Below are 16074 nucleotides of genomic sequence, written 5' to 3'. Positions count from 1 at the left end.
GACTGCATTTCACGCAGGATTCCAGTCACTCCGTGCAAACGCGGTGGCGGGCATGCGGGGGAGGGGAGAGGTGTGGGTCACAACCCGCCCCAAGGAGTTTCCCATGACACAGCCTGCCCCCTCCCGGACCCATCGCCGTCCGTTCCGTGACCAGATCCGGCGCAACAAGACCTGGATCGTCCTGATCATCGCGGTCATCGCCTATCTTCTGATCAGCCGCATGATGCTGGAAGCCGCTGGTAGTCCGCCGATCCGTTTCCGGCTGGATGTCACGCCCCTGATGACGTCGCCCTGGGTGCTCAAGGCGCATGTCACCGGCGCGCTGGCTTCGTTCGCTATCGGCGCTTTCCTCCTGGCTTACAGGAAGGGCAGGCGCCTGCACCGGGTGCTTGGCTATACCTGGGTGGTGACGATGGCCGTCACCGCAATCAGCTCGTTTTTCCTGACAGGGCTGAATGGCGACCATTTCAGCTTCATCCATGCGCTTTCCGCCTGGTCGGTGATTGTCCTGCCAATGGGCGTGGCGGCGGCGCGGCGGCATGACATCAAGGCCCACCGCAAGCACATGACCAACATGTTCCTGGGTGGCATGATTGTGGCCGGTCTGTTCACCTTCCTGCCCGGTAGGATGATGTGGTCAATTTTCTTCGGGGTTTGACCCATTCTTGCCTTACTGCAGCAGCAGAACCCCGCTACACATGTTGGCAATACGTCAGAAAGGCGGGAGGCAGACATGAAACGCGCAATGGTCCTGGCCGGCTTGATTGGTCTTGCGGCGTGTCAGGCGCCGGGTCCGATTTCGATCCCCGGCCTTACACGTTCACCCGCCAGCCCCGAAGAGGCGCTGGAAGCCTATTACCGCACACTGCCGGATAATTTCTTCCCGCGCGCGCCAAAAGGCCTGCCGCTTCCGCCCGCCGACCAGCCGCTCACGCGCGTGCTGGTCGCGTCCTGCCTGAACGAGGAGGCCGCCGAAGCGCCCGCGCTTGAGGAAATCGCGAAAGAGAAGGCCGACCTCTTCCTGATGATGGGCGACAATGTTTATGGCGACATGGACGGCAAGCAGGTGCTCAGCAATCAGGCTGAGCTGGACGAATTGCGCGAGAGTTTCCGCGATCTGGCTGCGCGGCCGGATTTTCAGGCCGTACGCGCCGCCCATCCGATGATGGTGGCCTGGGACGATCATGATTACGGCGCAAATGATGGCGGCAAGAATTTTCCGTTCCGGCGCCTCTCCGAGCGCATTCACGAGCGGTTCTGGGGCCTCGAGAAGCAGGATGTGGGCGCATGGCCGGGCACCTATTATGCCCGCACGTTCGGGCCTGAGGGCAAGCGCACCCAGATCATCATGCTGGACACGCGCTTCTTCCGCACACCGCTGACGCGCACGGACGAATATGGCGCGAAGGGCAAGGAACGCTATGTGCCCTCGGCGGATGTGCGTCAGGACATGCTCGGCACTGACCAGTGGACCTGGCTGGAAAACCAGCTGCAGCAGCCGGCTGACCTGCGCCTCATCGTGTCGTCGGTGCAGGTCGTGGCGACCGACGGGCAGGGCTATGAGTCCTGGTCGCGCCTGCCGCTCGAGCAGTCGCGCCTGTATGGCCTGATAGGCGAGACCGGGGCCAAGGGTGTCGTGTTCGTATCAGGCGATCGACATGCAGCTTTCCTCTATCGCAAGGAGGGCGTTCTGGACTATCCGGCCTATGAGCTGACCGCATCCTCACTCAATGCCTCCTTCTCCGACACGACGGACGAGATGGACATCGCCCAGATCGGCGCTGGCTATTCTCCTGAAAATTTCGGGGCGATTGATATTGATTGGGAAACCGGCACGGCTGCATTGTCGATCAAGGCCGATGATGGCGCGACCGTTGAGGAGACCACGGTCAAATTCAAATGATAAAGGCGCGGGACAAGCCCGCCCGCCACCAGGAAGTCGATGTCTGACACCCGTAACGTATTCGTCCTGATTCTTTCCGTCATGATCGTGCAGATCGCGGGAGGACTGCTGAGCATGCTGACGCCGCTCGGTCTTGAGGCGATGGGAACGGGGCCGCAGGCCATTGGTGTGATTGCCGGCTTCAATGCTGCCGGCTACATGATCGGTGCCTGGTCGGCGCCGCGCATGCTGGGGCAGGTCGGCAATATCCGCCTGTTTGCAGCGGCTTCCGCGATGAACGCCGTTGCCGTGCTGGCGCTGTCGCTCTGGCATGATGCCGGCTTCTGGGCGATTGCGCGTCTCGTGCAGGGCGTCGCCTTTGCCTACATGTTCACCAGTATCGAGAGTTGGATGGGCGAGGCCGTGCCCGACAAGTCGCGCGGCAATGTCATGGGCATCTACCATACGGGCGCCAAGCTCTCGCTGATGATCGGGCCTTTCTTTGTGGCCGGCATGTCGCCGCTCGACAGCCGGGCCTATGTCTGGGCCGCGCTTTTCCTGACGCTGGCGCTGGTGCCGGTCTGCCTGACCCGGCAGAAGGAGCCGTCGCCGCCGGATCGCAAGTCGATGCCCGTGGCCGAGCTGTTCCGCATCGCTCCTGCGGCCGTGATTGGCGTGTTCCTGGCGGGGGTGATCAATACCGGCACGCTGGCCCTGCTGCCGATCTATTTCGAAGGGTTCAAGCTGGCGGGTGGCGGCACGGCGGCTGTGGCCATTGCTGGCGCGGCAGCCTGGCTCGGCGGCCTTGTGCTGCAATGGCCTGCCGGTGTGCTTTCCGACCGTATTGAGCGGCGCCTCGTTATTGCCGGCATGTGCACAATGTCTGGCATCGCGTCATTGCTGATCGCCATTTTCGGTGTGGCGCTTGGCGAGATCGGCGTGATTGCCGTGCTCACCGTCTGGGGGGCAGGGGCCCTGTCTTTCTATGGCCTCTGTGTGGCGCATGCGATTGACCGCACGCCGCGCGGCCGGGTGCCGCAGGTCATGTCCGGTCTACTCTTCGTCTGGGCGGCGGGATCCATTGTCGGGCCGCTGATGTCGGGCACGGCGATGCGCATGGCCGACCGGGTCGGCCTGTTCGGACTGGCAGGCGTGCTGCTGCTGGTACTGGCAGGCCTGATGGTGCTGCGCGTGAAGCAGCGGGCGGCCCCGACGGAAGCCCAGCAGGAAGAGTGGAGCCCGATAACGCCAACATCGCTCGCCTCGGTAGAGCTTGACCCGCGCAATCCGGAACTTGAGGCCTGAGGCTGCATCCAGATACGCGTACCCAGCCAGTTGTCGGCACGAATAAGCCTGTTATACAGCCCCAACCAATAGCGGGGCGGCACGCGGCCTTCTCGCACGCGACGCAACCATCAGGGCATTCCATATGAATATTCACGAATACCAGGCAAAAGCGGTGCTGAAATCCTTCGGCGCTCCCGTTGCCGAAGGCGTACCGGTCCTCTCCCTCGACGACGTCCAGAAGGCGGTCGATACGCTGCCAGGGCCGCTTTGGGTGGTGAAAAGCCAGATCCATGCAGGCGGACGCGGCAAGGGCAAGTTCGTGGAAGCCGAAGCCGGTGAAAAAGGCGGCGTACGCCTCGCTTTCACGAAGGAAGACGTCCTGGCCCACGCCAAAGAGATGCTCGGCCATCACCTCGTGACCGCCCAGACCAGCGCAAGTGGCAAGCAGGTCAACCGCCTCTATATCGAAGACGGCGCCGACATTGACCGCGAGCTTTATCTCTCGATCCTCGTTGACCGTGAATCCGGCAAGGTGGCTTTCGTCGTCTCGACCGAAGGCGGCATGGATATCGAAGCGGTTGCCCACGATACGCCTGAGAAAATCATGACCCTGCCAGTTGATGGCGGCGTGACCGAAGACGATGCCTCGAAGCTCTGCGATGCGCTGAAGCTGGAGGGCACAGCCCGCGCCGACGGCATGAAACTCTTCCCGATCCTCTACAAAGCCTTCACCGAGAAGGACATGGCGATGCTGGAGGTCAACCCTCTGATCGTCATGGAGAACGGTCACCTGCGCGTGCTCGACGCGAAAGTCTCGTTCGACGGCAACGCCCTGTTCCGTCACCCGGACATCGTGGAACTGCGCGACAAGACCGAAGAAGACGAGAAGGAAATCGAGGCCTCTGAATGGGACCTTGCCTATATCGCCCTCGACGGCACGATTGGCTGCATGGTCAACGGCGCGGGCCTCGCCATGGCCACCATGGACATCATCAAACTCTACGGCGAAGAGCCAGCGAACTTCTGTGACGTCGGCGGCGGCGCCGGCAAGGAGAAAGTGGCTGCTGCGTTCAAGATCATCATGAAGGACCCGAACGTGAAGGGCATCCTCGTGAACATCTTCGGGGGCATCATGAAATGTGACGTCATTGCTGAAGGCGTGATCGCGGCCGTGAAGGAAACGAACCTCGCTGTTCCGCTGGTCGTTCGCCTGGAAGGCACGAACGTGGAACTCGGCAAGAAGATCATTGCCGACTCCGGTCTCAACGTCATCTCCGCCGACGATCTCGACGACGCGGCCCAGAAAATTGTCAACGCGGTTCGCGGCTAAGGAATACTCATGTCCATTCTTATTGATAACAATACCAAGATCCTGACGCAGGGCATGACCGGTAATACCGGCTCGTTCCACACCAATCAGGGCCTGGCTTATTACGGCACCAAGATGGTTGGCGGCATTCACCCGAAAAAGGGTGGCGAAATCTGGAAAGCCGACAACGGCACCGAACTGCCGATCTTCTCGACTGTCGCTGAAGGCAAGGAAAAGACCGGCGCAACCGCGTCCGTTGTCTACGTCCCGCCAGCCGGCGCTGCTGCAGCCATTGAAGAAGCCATCGACGCGGAAATCCCGCTGATCGTCTGCATCACCGAAGGCGTGCCTGTGCTCGACATGGTTCGCGTCAAGGCGAAGCTCGCGAAATCCAAGTCGCGCCTGATCGGTCCGAACTGCCCCGGCATCATCACCGCCAATGAGTGCAAGATCGGCATCATGCCGGGCTCCATCTTCAAGAAGGGCTCTGTCGGCGTCGTTTCGCGCTCCGGCACGCTGACCTATGAAGCCGTGTTCCAGACCACCCAGGTGGGTCTTGGCCAGACAACGGCTGTCGGCATTGGCGGCGATCCGGTCAAAGGCACCGAATTCATCGACATGCTGGAAATGTTCCTTGCCGATGACGAAACAAAGTCCATCATCATGATTGGTGAAATTGGCGGCAGCGCAGAAGAAGACGCAGCCCAGTTCCTCATCGATGAGGCCAAGAAAGGCCGCAAGAAACCGATGGTCGGCTTCATCGCCGGTCGCACGGCGCCAAAAGGCCGCACGATGGGCCATGCAGGCGCGATCGTGTCCGGTGGCAAGGGCGATGCAGAAAGCAAGATTGCTGCGATGGAGGCTGCGGGTATCCGCGTGTCGCCATCACCTGCACGCCTTGGCACGACCATGGTCGAGGTGCTGAAGGGCTAAGTCGCCCTGAATTGTATGAGCCAGGGCGGCCGGTTGGCCCGTCTGGCGAGGCCAGGTTCTGACCGCGTCGGCCGTCCTGCAAAAAGTTCCTGGTGACAGGAACACAGCAAGGTTTCGTTCCTATATGATGGGGAACGATTTGGTCCAGAGGACGGAAGACATGGCAGACGACGGCAGCCCGGTGAATGGCGCGCGCAGCAAAGGCAATGCGGCGATGCTCGACACGGCTTTCCTTTATGGGGGTTCGGCCCAGTGGCTCGAGCAGATGCAGGCAGCTTATTCGCGCGACCCTTCGTCGGTGCCGGAAAGCTGGCAGGCTTTCTTTGAAGAGCTTGACGACAATCCAAACAATTCTGCGCTGAACGCCGCCGGCGCCAGCTGGAAACGCGCCGACTGGCCGTTGCAGAAGAAGGGTGACGAAGTCGCCGCCTTTGACGGCAACTGGGCCGGGCTCGATCCGCGTATCGAGAAGAAGATCAAGGCCGACAAGCCAACCGCGTCGGAAGCCGACATCGCCCAGTCGGTCAAGGATTCCATCCGCGCGATCATGATGATCCGCGCCTACCGGATGCGTGGCCACCTGGCCGCCAAGCTCGATCCGCTCGGTCTTGAGGATTTCGGCGCGCAGCCGGAACTGAACCCCGAGACCTATGGCTTCACCGAAGCCGACATGGAACGCCGCATCTTCATCGATTTCTATCTCGGCCTCGAATACGCGACCGTGCGCGAGATGCTCGACATCCTGCGCCGCACCTATTGCTCGACGCTCGGCATCGAGTTCATGCACATTTCCGATCCGGCCGAGAAATCCTGGCTGCAGGAACGTATCGAAGGCCCGGACAAGGGCGTTGCCTTCACGACCGAAGGCAAGAAAGCGATCCTCGCGAAGCTGATCGAGGCGGAAACATTCGAGCGCTTCCTGCACAAGCGCTATCCCGGCACCAAGCGCTTCGGTCTTGATGGCGGTGAAGCCGCTGTCCCGGCGCTGGAACAGATCATCAAGCGCGGCGGCGCCCTTGGCGTTGAAGAAATCGTTGTCGGCATGCCCCACAGGGGCCGCCTCAACATGCTGGCGGCCGTGATGGGCAAGCCCTACGAGCAGATCTTCTTCGAATTCCAGGGCGGCAACACGCAAGGCGCCGACCAGTTCGGCTCGGGCGACGTGAAATACCACCTCGGTGCCTCGTCCGACCGCACGTTCGACGACAATAATGTCCACCTGTCGATGAATGCCAACCCGTCTCACCTTGAAGCGGTTGACCCTGTCGTGCTCGGCAAGTCGCGCTCCAAGCAGGAAATGCTCCACCGCGAAACCGGCGAACTGGTGCGCACGAAAGTGCTGCCACTTCTGCTGCACGGCGACGCTGCCTTTGCGGGGCAGGGCGTTGTGGCCGAGTGTTTCGCGCTGTCGGGCCTTTCCGGCTATCGCACAGGCGGCACGATCCACTTCATCGTCAATAACCAGATCGGCTTTACGACCAGCCCGATGTATTCGCGCTCGTCGCCGTATCCGTCGGATGTTGCGCTGATGGTTCAGGCACCGATCTTCCACGTCAATGGCGACGATCCTGAGGCTGTCACCTATGCAGCCAAGGTCGCGACCGAGTTCCGGCAGAAATTTGCCAAGGACGTGGTCATCGACATGTTCTGCTATCGCCGCTTTGGGCACAATGAGGGCGACGAGCCCATGTTCACCCAGCCGGTCATGTATAACGAGATCAAGGGCCATCCCTCGACCCGCGAGATCTATGGTCAGCGCCTCGTCAGCGAAGGCATCCTGACAGCCGAGGAACTCGACAAGCAGGTCAGCGATTTCGAGAACTATCTCGATGCCGAGTTTGAAAAGAGCAAGAAATTCCAGGCCAAGAAAGCCGACTGGCTGGACGGCGAATGGAAGGGCCTCGGCCTGCCGGAAGACGATGAGCGTCGCGGCAAGACCGGCGTTGCCAAGAAGCGCCTGCAGGAACTCGGCAAGACGCTGACGACCGTTCCGGACGATATCGAGATCCACAAGACGCTGACCCGCGTGATCGAAGGTCGCGCCACGGCGATTTCCATAGGCGAAGGCCTCGATTGGGCCACCGCCGAGCATCTCGCCTTCGGCACGCTGCTGGATGAAGGCTTCCCCGTCCGTCTCTCGGGCCAGGACGTAGGCCGCGGCACGTTCTCGCAACGCCACAGCCATTTTGTCGACCAGAAATCAGGTGAGCGCTACACGCCGCTGAACCATATCAGCGAAAAGCAGGCCCATTATGAAGTCATCGACTCGCTCCTCTCCGAGGAAGCGGTGCTTGGCTATGAGTATGGCTATTCGCTGGCCGACCCGAACACGCTGACCCTGTGGGAAGCCCAGTTCGGCGACTTCGCGAACGGTGCGCAGGTCTTCTTTGACCAGTTCATTTCCTCGGCGGAGCGCAAATGGCTGCGCATGTCGGGCCTGGTTTGCCTGTTGCCGCATGGCTATGAAGGGCAGGGGCCGGAGCACTCCTCCGCCCGCCTCGAGCGCTTCCTGCAAATGTGCGCGGAAGACAATATGCAGGTGTGCAACCTGACGACCCCGGCGAACTATTTCCACGCCATCCGTCGCCAGATCCACCGCGACTTCCGCAAGCCGCTGATCATCATGACGCCGAAATCACTGCTGCGTCACAAGCTGGCGACATCGGCGCTGGACGACATGACGACGAAGTCCTCATTCCACCGCATCCTTTGGGATGATGCCGAAACGCCGGGCCGCGAAGGCAAGGTGAAGCTCGCCAAGGACAACAAGATCCGCCGTGTCGTGATGTGTTCGGGCAAGGTCTATTACGACCTGTTCGAAGCTCGCGAGGAATCCGGCGTGGATGATGTCTACCTGATGCGCTTCGAACAGTTCTATCCGGTGCCACGCCGCTCGATCATGGCCGAGCTGAAGCGTTTCCCCGGCGCCGAACTGGTCTGGTGCCAGGAAGAGCCGCGCAACATGGGCGGCTGGACCTTCATCCGTGACGAGATCGAATGGTGCGCTGGCCAGATCGGCTCCAAGAACCCGCGTCCGCGCTATGCCGGTCGTCCGCCTTCGGCAGCGACCGCGACGGGCCTCATGTCCAAGCACAAGGCCGAAATGGCCGCCTTCATCAACGCGGCCCTCGGCCCCGATCCGGTCGACGACAAGATCGTCGCCATCTGATCGCCCTTTCCAGATATTCCAATACGGACCTTAAAACATGACCGACATTACAGTCCCTACACTCGGCGAAAGCGTCACCGAAGCCACCGTCGGCCAATGGCTCAAATCGGCCGGTGACAGCGTCAAGCGCGACGACGTGCTCGTCGAACTGGAAACAGACAAGGTTTCCGTCGAAGTTTCGGCGCCAGAAGACGGCGTACTCTCCGATATCGTCGCCAAAGAGGGTGACACGGTGGAAATCGGCGCGCTGCTCGGCCGCGTGAATGCCGGTGGCAGCGCGGGCAAGGCTGCCCCTGCCAAGGCCGAGGCCGCAGCGCCCGCCAAGGACTCCAAGCCCGCCGCCAAGGAAGAGGCTGCCCCCGCAGCGTCCGGTGGCAAGATGACCGACGTTGTCGTGCCTGCGATGGGCGAAAGCGTCGCCGAAGGCACGCTCTCGACCTTCCTCAAAAAGGTCGGCGACAGCGTCAAGAAAGACGAGACAATTGCCGAGATCGAGACTGACAAGGTCGCGCTCGAAGTGCCGTCACCGGCTGATGGTGTCATCGCCGAACTCGTCGCCAGTGAAGGCGACGGCGTGACGCCAGGCTCCGTCATCGCGCGCATCAGCGCCGGGGGTGCCGGAGCGGCCCCGTCGGCCAGCCCGGCTTCGCCGCCACCACCAGCCGCCAAGGCCGCCACCGAAGGCGCGCCTGTCTCGCCATCCGTGCGCCGCATCTCGACCGAAGCCGGTGTCGACGCCGCCAACATCCCGGGTTCCGGCCGCGATGGTCGCGCCACCAAGGCCGATGCCCTTGCCTATGTGAACAGCGCGCCGAAGGCCTCGTCCTCCAACGCCGTCACGGAATCCCGGGCACCGCGCGACATTGGCCCACGCGAAGAACGTGTCCGCATGACGCGCCTGCGCCAGACCATCGCCCGCCGTCTCAAAGAGGCCCAGGACAGCGCCGCCATGCTGACCACGTTCAATGACGTGGACATGGGTGCCATCATGGACCTGCGGAAGAAGCATCAGGACAGCTTCGTTGCCAAGCATGGCATCAAGCTCGGCTTCATGAGCTTCTTCGTGAAGGCCTGCGTCAACGCGCTGAAAGAAGTCCCGGCCGTCAATGCCGAGATCGACGGCACCGACATCATCTACAAGAACTATTATGACATCGGCGTCGCCGTCGGCACCGACAAGGGCCTTGTCGTGCCGGTCGTGCGTGACAGTGATGACCTGTCGCTGGCCGGTATCGAGAAATACATTGCCGACTTGGGCAAGCGCGCCCGTGACGGCGATCTCACGATCGGCGACATGCAGGGCGGCACGTTCACCATCTCGAACGGCGGCATCTATGGCTCGCTGATGTCGACGCCGATCCTGAACCCCCCGCAGTCCGGCGTGCTCGGCATGCACCGGATCGAGAACCGCCCGGTCGCCATCAATGGTCAGGTCGTGATCCGTCCGATGATGTATCTCGCGCTCTCCTATGACCACCGTATCGTTGACGGCAAGGAAGCAGTGACCTTCCTCGTCCGCGTCAAGGAAGCGCTGGAAGATCCGGAACGCATGCTGCTGGAAGTCTAGTCCCTGATGGTCAGCCTGTTCGACGCCATCGGCATTGTTGGCGTCGTTCTGACCCTTCTCGGCTACCTGCTGCTGCAGGCAGAGCGGATTGAATCGCGATCGCGGCTCTATTCGGCGCTGAACCTGTTCGGGTCCGTCGCGATCCTCGTGTCGCTCGCTTTCGACTTCAATCTCTCGGCCGCCCTCATGGAGGGCTGCTGGGCCCTGATCAGCCTTTACGGGCTGGTCAAGGCCGTGCGGTCCTTCTGGCGCGCGCCGCCGGTCTAGACATCTAGAAGGGAAGGGGCTGCAGGTCCGGTTCGACCCAGCTTCGCCGCGCCTCTACCGAGAACAGGACCGGCTTCGACCAATAGGTCAGCAGCCAGTCCGATTGGCCGAACGCACCCGCCATCAGCTCCCGCAGCACCAGATGTAGCTGCGTGCCCGGTGCCGCCCGGTCCATCACGTGCCGCGCCGCGCGCAGCGAGGCTTGCGTGATCGTCTCGTGATAGCCTTCCGTGTCGGAATTCACGCCGCCCACGGATTCATTATAGGCGCGGATCATGCCCGGCATCTCGCGCTGCGCGGCCTCAAAGTCCGCAGCGACCAGCCAAAGGGCGCCTGCGAAATGGGCTTCGTGCGTCCAGGCCTCTTTCGGCAAGGTGCGGTCGATCATGCGGCGCGTGGTGTGCTCAATCTCGGTATCGGATGTGAAAGCCATGATACATCTTCCTTTTGGCTGGCCGGCAGGATGCCCGAAAAACAAAACCCCGCCAGCGATGGCGGGGTTGGGGTTCCGGAACTTCCTGACCTGGTGTTCAGTCAGGCATATTCCCGGCACGCACACGCCCGCTCCATCCGGAAATCCGGACCTGCTGTTGCTGCTGGAGGGTGTTCATCGTGTGCATATCGTCCGCTTACCAAGGGATGTGGACGATTTCAAGCATGGGCGGATAACGTCTTCGCGGTCAGCCAGGTCCGCATCAGAAGTGTTTGCGCCAGAGGGGAGGGGCGCTCGAATCCGTTCTCTTGAATTAGCGCTTCGACGGCAGCCGGCGAGTGGACGGCAAAATCGCGCCCGAAGCCTGCGCGGTAATTGGCGAGTCCTGCCGCGTCTGCGCCCGTCTCCCGCAGCATCTGTTCCCAGGTCGCATAGAGGCGTGCGCTGGTCTTGTCGGTCATGTCGGCGGCAAGGTCGGCGTTGACCAGCAGGGCGCCGGGCTTCAGCCGCGCGGCAATCTCCGCAAAGAAGGCCCCGCGTGATGCGTCGGTTTGCAGGAAATGCGAGACCAGCAGGCTCGTGGTGGCGTCATGGAGAGGTGTGGCGGCAAGGGTCTCGATATAGCCGACATGGATCGTGCAGCGGTCGAGAATTCCCGCGGCTGCAGCCTTCTCCCGGAACACGTCCAGCATGGCGCCGGCCGGGTCCACAGCCGTGAAGTGCCAGCCGGGATGGCGGCCCGCAAGGGCGACGATTTCCGATCCCGTTCCCGCACCGACGACAAGGATGTTTGCGTCATCCGGCAGGGACGCGAATGCAAGGTCGGTTACGAGATGGATCACATCGCGGAATGGCTCTGCGCGGGCGAATTTGGTGTCATATTTTTCGGCGTGCGCCTTGTCGAACATGATTGTGGGATCGAGTTGGGACATGGAATCTCCGGGTAAGGGCAAGGAAAATGTAATATAGTTACATTTCCATCCTGCGCAATGCCCGCGCTTGCCTGTCGCACCTGTCTCCCTTGCCGCCCGTGCCATCCCCATGTAACGGGCAGCACTCAGCCAGACGGGGCAAAGCCCATGACGACCTATACATCCGACCAGCGCCATCATACGGCCGAGACGAGCGAGACCATGGAACAGGTCCGCTACGAGATCGACCGCATCGACCGCCTGCTTGTGGAAATCCTGGCTGAGCGCCAGTCCTTCATGGACGCTGCTGCCCGTATCAAGGGCGACCGCAAAATCGTGCATGACCGTCCGCGCATCGAGGATGTTGTCGCCAAGGTGCTGGCTGCTAGTGCTGAGGCAGGCTTGTCACCGGCCATCGCGGAGCCTGTGTGGCGCACGCTGATCGACCGCTGCATCGCTTATGAATTCGGCAGCTATGACACGCGCTTCGGCCCCGGTGACGCCAGTTCGTAAGCGGTCCTTGCGACCGCCTCCAGCGTGTCGCCCAAGATATCCTTCACATCACCCAGCATGACGGCGGCGGCCGTGCGGCTGGGCGTTGCTTCGCCGCGGCCGAGCCGTTCGGCTTTCTCGCAGATGGACGCAAGGCGCAGGGCACCGATGCCGAGGCTGGCACCCTTCAGCGTATGGGCGGCATCGGCCCATTGCGAGGCATCGGCCATGGGGTCGAGCAGGCGGGACCAAATCTCGGCCTGATGCCGGAAAATCTCGATCACTTCGACCGCCAATGACTGGTCGCCCCCTGTCATGGCGCTCAGATGGTCCCGATCGAGCAGGGCAAGCGGGGCAGGGGCAGTATCGGTCATGGGCAGACTCCGGAAGCTCCGTCGCACTCTCTCATGATCATCTTTCCTCAAAGGTTAACGCAATCCGTCGGTCTGTTCACGAACCCTTACGAAGATTTATCGATTGGCGGAAAAGCCCTTTCGCTGTATGCTAGAGCCTTCATCCGGGGCCTGAGAGTTGCCCCGCGTTTATGGGGACTATCATGATCGGGATCGCCGTGTTCATCCGGAACCTTGTCCTTGCAGGCATTTTGGCCTGGCTGGGTCTTGAATTCGCGCCATCAGAGCCTGATGAAAGTGCTGACACGTCGCAGGCAGAGCCTGTTGTTGTCAGTATGCTGGGTTAGGGCAGCGGCCTGCCAGGCCCTGAAAAAGCCTGTATTCCGGCCTCGCCGCAGGCTTATTGTCGCGGTATAGTTTCAACATGACGGATACGCCTGCAGCTCGCCCGTCCGGCCGGGATCTCCTGGCCAGGCAAGAGGCGTCGGAAAACTTCGAGTACGCCCGGCATGGTGGCGGCTGGATGGTCGTCACGGGATTCCTGATAGGTGTGCTCTGGTTTGTCGCCGTCGCGGCAGGCGTGCTCGGCTTTGTCGGCCTTGATCCACTGCTGGCACAGCCTCCGGCGATCCTTTTGGCCGGTGGCCTTGCCGCGCTCATTCCCGGCATGATCATCATCATGGCCGGTTTCATGGCGCGCACCAATCGCCGCGCCTCGGCCTCCAATGCCCTCGTCATGGAAGCGGCCATTCGCCTGCTTTCGCCAGCGCGTGAGGCCGGCACTGAAGGCATCACGATTGCCGAACAGATGAAACAGTCTGCGTCCGAGGTCGACCGCGCCATGGCGCACGCGATCTCGGCGATGAAGGCCATGTCCGGCGAGATTGGCGACGAGCGGATGCGGCTGGAATCTGTCGCCTATGCCAGCGCCGACAATGCGCGCGATCTGGCCCAGCGCTTGGCATCCGAGCGGACGGCGCTTGAGGGCCTTGCCCGCGACCTGCGCGCGCAGATCGAGTCCATGAACGAAGCCATCCCGCGTCAGGCTCAGCAAATGGTCAATGCGGCCCGCATGGCCGGTGATGAAGTGGCCCGCGCCGATGAAGCGCTCGACGCCCGCCTGCATGGCATGACGGTCGCGGGCGAGTCGCTGGCGGCCAAGCTGATCGATCTTGATGGCCTGGCGCGCGATGCGTCTGTTCGCACCGAAACACTCACCTTCGCCGTCACCCGCGTCGAAGAGAAGCTCGAACAGTCGCGCAAGCTGGTCGACGCCGCTGTCAGGGCAGGGGAGATCGCTGCTGCCGCCGCCTCGACCACCGGCGACGCGCTGAAGGATGCCGTCTCTTCCGCGCTCGATGGCGCCCGCTTTGCCAATCGCGAGATCAACCAGTCGACCCGCGCCGCGGCCGAGGAAGCCGCCAGCGCGCTCGCACGCCTGCGCGAAGCCGGCGAGCAGGCTGCCGTCGCCGTACGCGCTGCCGGCAATGCCGCGCGCGCCGAGACGGACATGATGAACCGCCGCCTCGGGGCGACGTCAGCCGCGCCGAGTCTCCCTGCAGCACCCGTAAAGGCCCCCGAAACGGTCCGGGAATGGTCCGAAACGCCCCCCGCCGCGACCGCAAGCCAACCCGTCAAGCCACCCGCTGCGCCCCCTGAACCGCCGCGCATGAACGGCCATGCCAATGGCAATGGCGCGGCCAATGGCTATGCGAATGGTCACACGTATCCTGCTGCAGACCTGTCCAGTACGCCCGTCCCGCCGCCATCGCGCCCTGCGCCGACGCGCCCCGCGCCGCGCCCGAGCATGGAAGACGAACTCTTCGACGCCGCCGCAGACCTCTTGGCCTCTGCCAGCCTTGGCGCAGACGCCGAGAAAGAAAAAGACAAGGATATCAAGGCGCCGGAAGCGCTCGCGCAAGATGCCAGCCCGGCGGAGTCCAACCCGCCCATGCTGCGCCGCCGCTTCGATGACAACGAACCAGCCAAGCCTGCAACGCCTGCGCGGCGGGCAACCGATGTGCCTGGCACGCAAGCCAGCAGCGGCGCGCTCGTGCCGTCCTCCGGCCGGTCATTGCAGTCGAGCAGCGACATGGGCTGGCGGGACATCATTTCCGACATGAGCCGCGATGAACCTGCTGCAACGCCGACAGATCGCGAAGAAATTGCCGACGAAATGATCCAGCGCCTGCAGACCTCAGGCATCCTTTTGCCGGAAGCCTTCCGTCCGAAGGCCAAGCGCAAGATTGCCGAAGCGGCCCGCCAAGGCGACCGTGAGCGCCGCGCAGCCATCATGGACAATGCTGGCCGTCAGGTGGAGCGCGTGACCCAGCGCCTGCGCAGTGACCGGGACCTCTTGCAGCTCGCCCGCGAGTTCATCTCGCTGGAAGAGGAAGACGCGCTCAACGCGCTGGAGCAGACGCAGAAGACCAGCCGCAATGCGAGCCCGCGTCTTGCTGCCTACCTGCTGCTGGATGCCGCTGCGGGCGCCAACGCCTCCTAGACGCCGACAATCTCGCCCTTGGTGGCTTCGGTCTTTACCCATTTCATGAAGTCACGCACATCCGGCGACAGGTGGCGCCCCTTGGGCCAGACCAGCCAATAGCCGAAATCGATCAAAGTTGATCCATCTGCAAACGGCGCGACCAGCCGACCTGAAGCCAGGTCTGCTGCTGCGATGGCCTGTTTGGCGAGGGCAACGCCCCGTCCGGCGGCCGCGGATTCGATGACGAGGATCGCCTGGTTGAAGCGCGGCCCGCGTGTGCCGTCGACGCCTTCCACGCGGCGGGCGCGCAGCCAGCTCGCCCAATCGGGACAGGACGGATCGTTCTCGCTGCTTTCATCGTGCAGCAGCGTGTGGTGGCGCAGGTCTTCCGGGCGGCGGATTGCGTCCGGGCCTTCGAGCAGGGAAGGGGAGCAGACCGGCAGGACGGTTTCGTCGAGCAGCTTTTCCGATTTCAGGCCGTCATAATTGCCCCTTCCATAGCGGATGGCGAAATCGGCATCGGCCATGGTGAAGTCTGTCAGTCCCATGTCGGCCGAGATCCAGGCTTCGGTATCGGGGTGTTCACGGTGGAAACCGTCGAGTTTCGGTGCGAGCCATTTGGCGGCAAAGCTGGGTGCGCAGGAGACCATGACGCGTCCCTTGCGGGCGGGGGCCTGCATGATGCGCCCGGCTTCAGATATGCGCTCAAACGCTTCCCGCACCAGCGGCAGGCTGGCCTGCGCGGCATCCGTCAGCAAGACGGAACGGCCCGTACGCTTGAAAAGCGGCGTTCCGGCATAGTCTTCCAGCTGGCGGATCTGTTGTGAAATCGCCCCCGGCGTGACATTGAGTTCGTCGGCCGCCTGTGTGAAAGACAGGCGTCTGGCAGCCGCTTCAAAGGCGCGCAGGGCGTTCAGGGGCGGCAGTCGGTCGTTCGGATCAGACATGAATAGTAACTCTAAAGGCTCGCTGTAGGGGTTCACGGT

At 62.5% G+C, this 16074-nt stretch carries 15 protein-coding genes; 11 read left to right on the top strand and 4 right to left on the bottom strand.

The window, feature by feature from the left end:
- The first annotated feature begins 103 nt into the window (after nt 1-103).
- From V7651_RS04575 to V7651_RS04540, 8 genes are all read left to right on the top strand, one after another.
- Nucleotides 104-658, top strand: a complete 555-nt coding sequence (locus V7651_RS04575; protein WP_335612385.1) for a DUF2306 domain-containing protein — start codon at nt 104-106, stop codon at nt 656-658.
- Between the two features lie 75 nt (nt 659-733).
- Nucleotides 734-1903, top strand: a complete 1170-nt coding sequence (locus V7651_RS04570) for an alkaline phosphatase D family protein (protein WP_335612384.1) — start codon at nt 734-736, stop codon at nt 1901-1903.
- 39 nt (nt 1904-1942) lie between these two features.
- A complete protein-coding gene (locus V7651_RS04565) occupies nt 1943-3187 on the top strand; it encodes an MFS transporter (protein WP_035535004.1) in 1245 nt (414 codons plus the stop codon).
- A gap of 124 nt (nt 3188-3311) precedes the next feature.
- A complete protein-coding gene (sucC, locus tag V7651_RS04560; RefSeq protein WP_335589993.1) occupies nt 3312-4499 on the top strand; it encodes an ADP-forming succinate--CoA ligase subunit beta in 1188 nt (395 codons plus the stop codon).
- A 9-nt stretch (nt 4500-4508) separates the two neighbouring features.
- On the top strand, nt 4509-5411 hold the full coding sequence (gene sucD / locus V7651_RS04555; RefSeq protein WP_335612383.1) for a succinate--CoA ligase subunit alpha: 903 nt from the start codon (nt 4509-4511) through the stop codon (nt 5409-5411).
- 160 nt (nt 5412-5571) lie between these two features.
- The gene (locus tag V7651_RS04550) at nt 5572-8580 is read left to right on the top strand and encodes a 2-oxoglutarate dehydrogenase E1 component (RefSeq protein WP_335612382.1); all 3009 of its coding nucleotides are present in this window, start codon (nt 5572-5574) and stop codon (nt 8578-8580) included.
- Nucleotides 8581-8617: 37 nt separating this feature from the next.
- The gene (odhB, locus tag V7651_RS04545; protein WP_335612381.1) at nt 8618-10147 is read left to right on the top strand and encodes a 2-oxoglutarate dehydrogenase complex dihydrolipoyllysine-residue succinyltransferase; all 1530 of its coding nucleotides are present in this window, start codon (nt 8618-8620) and stop codon (nt 10145-10147) included.
- A gap of 6 nt (nt 10148-10153) precedes the next feature.
- Nucleotides 10154-10414, top strand: a complete 261-nt coding sequence (locus tag V7651_RS04540) for a CBU_0592 family membrane protein (protein WP_335612380.1) — start codon at nt 10154-10156, stop codon at nt 10412-10414.
- A 4-nt stretch (nt 10415-10418) separates the two neighbouring features.
- Here V7651_RS04540 and V7651_RS04535 read toward each other — a convergent pair whose 3' ends face one another.
- Nucleotides 10419-10847, bottom strand: a complete 429-nt coding sequence (locus V7651_RS04535; protein WP_335612379.1) for a hypothetical protein — start codon at nt 10845-10847, stop codon at nt 10419-10421.
- A 218-nt stretch (nt 10848-11065) separates the two neighbouring features.
- Complete coding sequence (locus V7651_RS04530; RefSeq protein ID WP_335612378.1) at nt 11066-11779, bottom strand: class I SAM-dependent methyltransferase; 714 nt, start codon at nt 11777-11779, stop codon at nt 11066-11068.
- 147 nt (nt 11780-11926) lie between these two features.
- Here V7651_RS04530 and V7651_RS04525 point away from each other — a divergent pair, with 147 nt between their 5' ends.
- Nucleotides 11927-12271 carry a chorismate mutase gene (locus tag V7651_RS04525; protein WP_335612377.1) on the top strand — a complete coding sequence of 115 codons (345 nt, stop codon included), beginning with the start codon at nt 11927-11929 and terminating at the stop codon, nt 12269-12271.
- On the opposite strand, the gene V7651_RS04520 is transcribed toward V7651_RS04525, so the two are convergent.
- Nucleotides 12232-12624, bottom strand: a complete 393-nt coding sequence (locus tag V7651_RS04520; RefSeq protein WP_335612376.1) for an Hpt domain-containing protein — start codon at nt 12622-12624, stop codon at nt 12232-12234. The two genes, V7651_RS04525 and V7651_RS04520, sit on opposite strands and share 40 nt — an antisense overlap.
- Nucleotides 12625-12806: 182 nt before the next feature.
- On the opposite strand from V7651_RS04520, the gene V7651_RS04515 reads away from it, so the two are divergent.
- Together V7651_RS04515 and V7651_RS04510 are read left to right on the top strand one after the other, a co-directional pair.
- Nucleotides 12807-12950: a hypothetical protein gene (locus tag V7651_RS04515; protein ID WP_335612375.1), complete on the top strand. Its 144-nt coding sequence runs from the start codon at nt 12807-12809 to the stop codon at nt 12948-12950.
- A gap of 77 nt (nt 12951-13027) precedes the next feature.
- Entirely contained in the window at nt 13028-15106 is a 2079-nt protein-coding gene (locus V7651_RS04510) for a hypothetical protein (protein ID WP_335612374.1), read from the top strand.
- Here the strand turns inward: V7651_RS04510 and gcvA are convergent.
- Complete coding sequence (gene gcvA / locus V7651_RS04505; protein ID WP_335612373.1) at nt 15103-16035, bottom strand: transcriptional regulator GcvA; 933 nt, start codon at nt 16033-16035, stop codon at nt 15103-15105. The genes V7651_RS04510 and gcvA overlap by 4 nt on opposite strands.
- Nucleotides 16036-16074 lie beyond the last annotated feature (39 nt).

The sequence above is a fragment of the Hyphomonas oceanitis genome (assembly GCF_036964545.1).
Lineage (GTDB): Bacteria > Pseudomonadota > Alphaproteobacteria > Caulobacterales > Hyphomonadaceae > Hyphomonas > Hyphomonas oceanitis.
Note: the sequence above shows the minus strand (reverse complement) of the source record. Positions and strands in the feature narration are given on the sequence as shown.

Coding starts and splice junctions, on each gene's coding strand:
- V7651_RS04570 (WP_335612384.1), top strand. CDS start 734: ATGAAACGCGCAATGGTCCTGGCCGGCTTGATTGGTCTTGCGGCGTGT.
- gcvA (WP_335612373.1), bottom strand. CDS start 16,035: ATGTCTGATCCGAACGACCGACTGCCGCCCCTGAACGCCCTGCGCGCC.
- odhB (WP_335612381.1), top strand. CDS start 8,618: ATGACCGACATTACAGTCCCTACACTCGGCGAAAGCGTCACCGAAGCC.
- sucC (WP_335589993.1), top strand. CDS start 3,312: ATGAATATTCACGAATACCAGGCAAAAGCGGTGCTGAAATCCTTCGGC.
- V7651_RS04540 (WP_335612380.1), top strand. CDS start 10,154: ATGGTCAGCCTGTTCGACGCCATCGGCATTGTTGGCGTCGTTCTGACC.
- V7651_RS04520 (WP_335612376.1), bottom strand. CDS start 12,624: ATGACCGATACTGCCCCTGCCCCGCTTGCCCTGCTCGATCGGGACCAT.
- V7651_RS04510 (WP_335612374.1), top strand. CDS start 13,028: ATGACGGATACGCCTGCAGCTCGCCCGTCCGGCCGGGATCTCCTGGCC.
- sucD (WP_335612383.1), top strand. CDS start 4,509: ATGTCCATTCTTATTGATAACAATACCAAGATCCTGACGCAGGGCATG.
- V7651_RS04535 (WP_335612379.1), bottom strand. CDS start 10,847: ATGGCTTTCACATCCGATACCGAGATTGAGCACACCACGCGCCGCATG.
- V7651_RS04515 (WP_335612375.1), top strand. CDS start 12,807: ATGATCGGGATCGCCGTGTTCATCCGGAACCTTGTCCTTGCAGGCATT.
- V7651_RS04550 (WP_335612382.1), top strand. CDS start 5,572: ATGGCAGACGACGGCAGCCCGGTGAATGGCGCGCGCAGCAAAGGCAAT.
- V7651_RS04565 (WP_035535004.1), top strand. CDS start 1,943: ATGTCTGACACCCGTAACGTATTCGTCCTGATTCTTTCCGTCATGATC.
- V7651_RS04575 (WP_335612385.1), top strand. CDS start 104: ATGACACAGCCTGCCCCCTCCCGGACCCATCGCCGTCCGTTCCGTGAC.
- V7651_RS04525 (WP_335612377.1), top strand. CDS start 11,927: ATGACGACCTATACATCCGACCAGCGCCATCATACGGCCGAGACGAGC.
- V7651_RS04530 (WP_335612378.1), bottom strand. CDS start 11,779: ATGTCCCAACTCGATCCCACAATCATGTTCGACAAGGCGCACGCCGAA.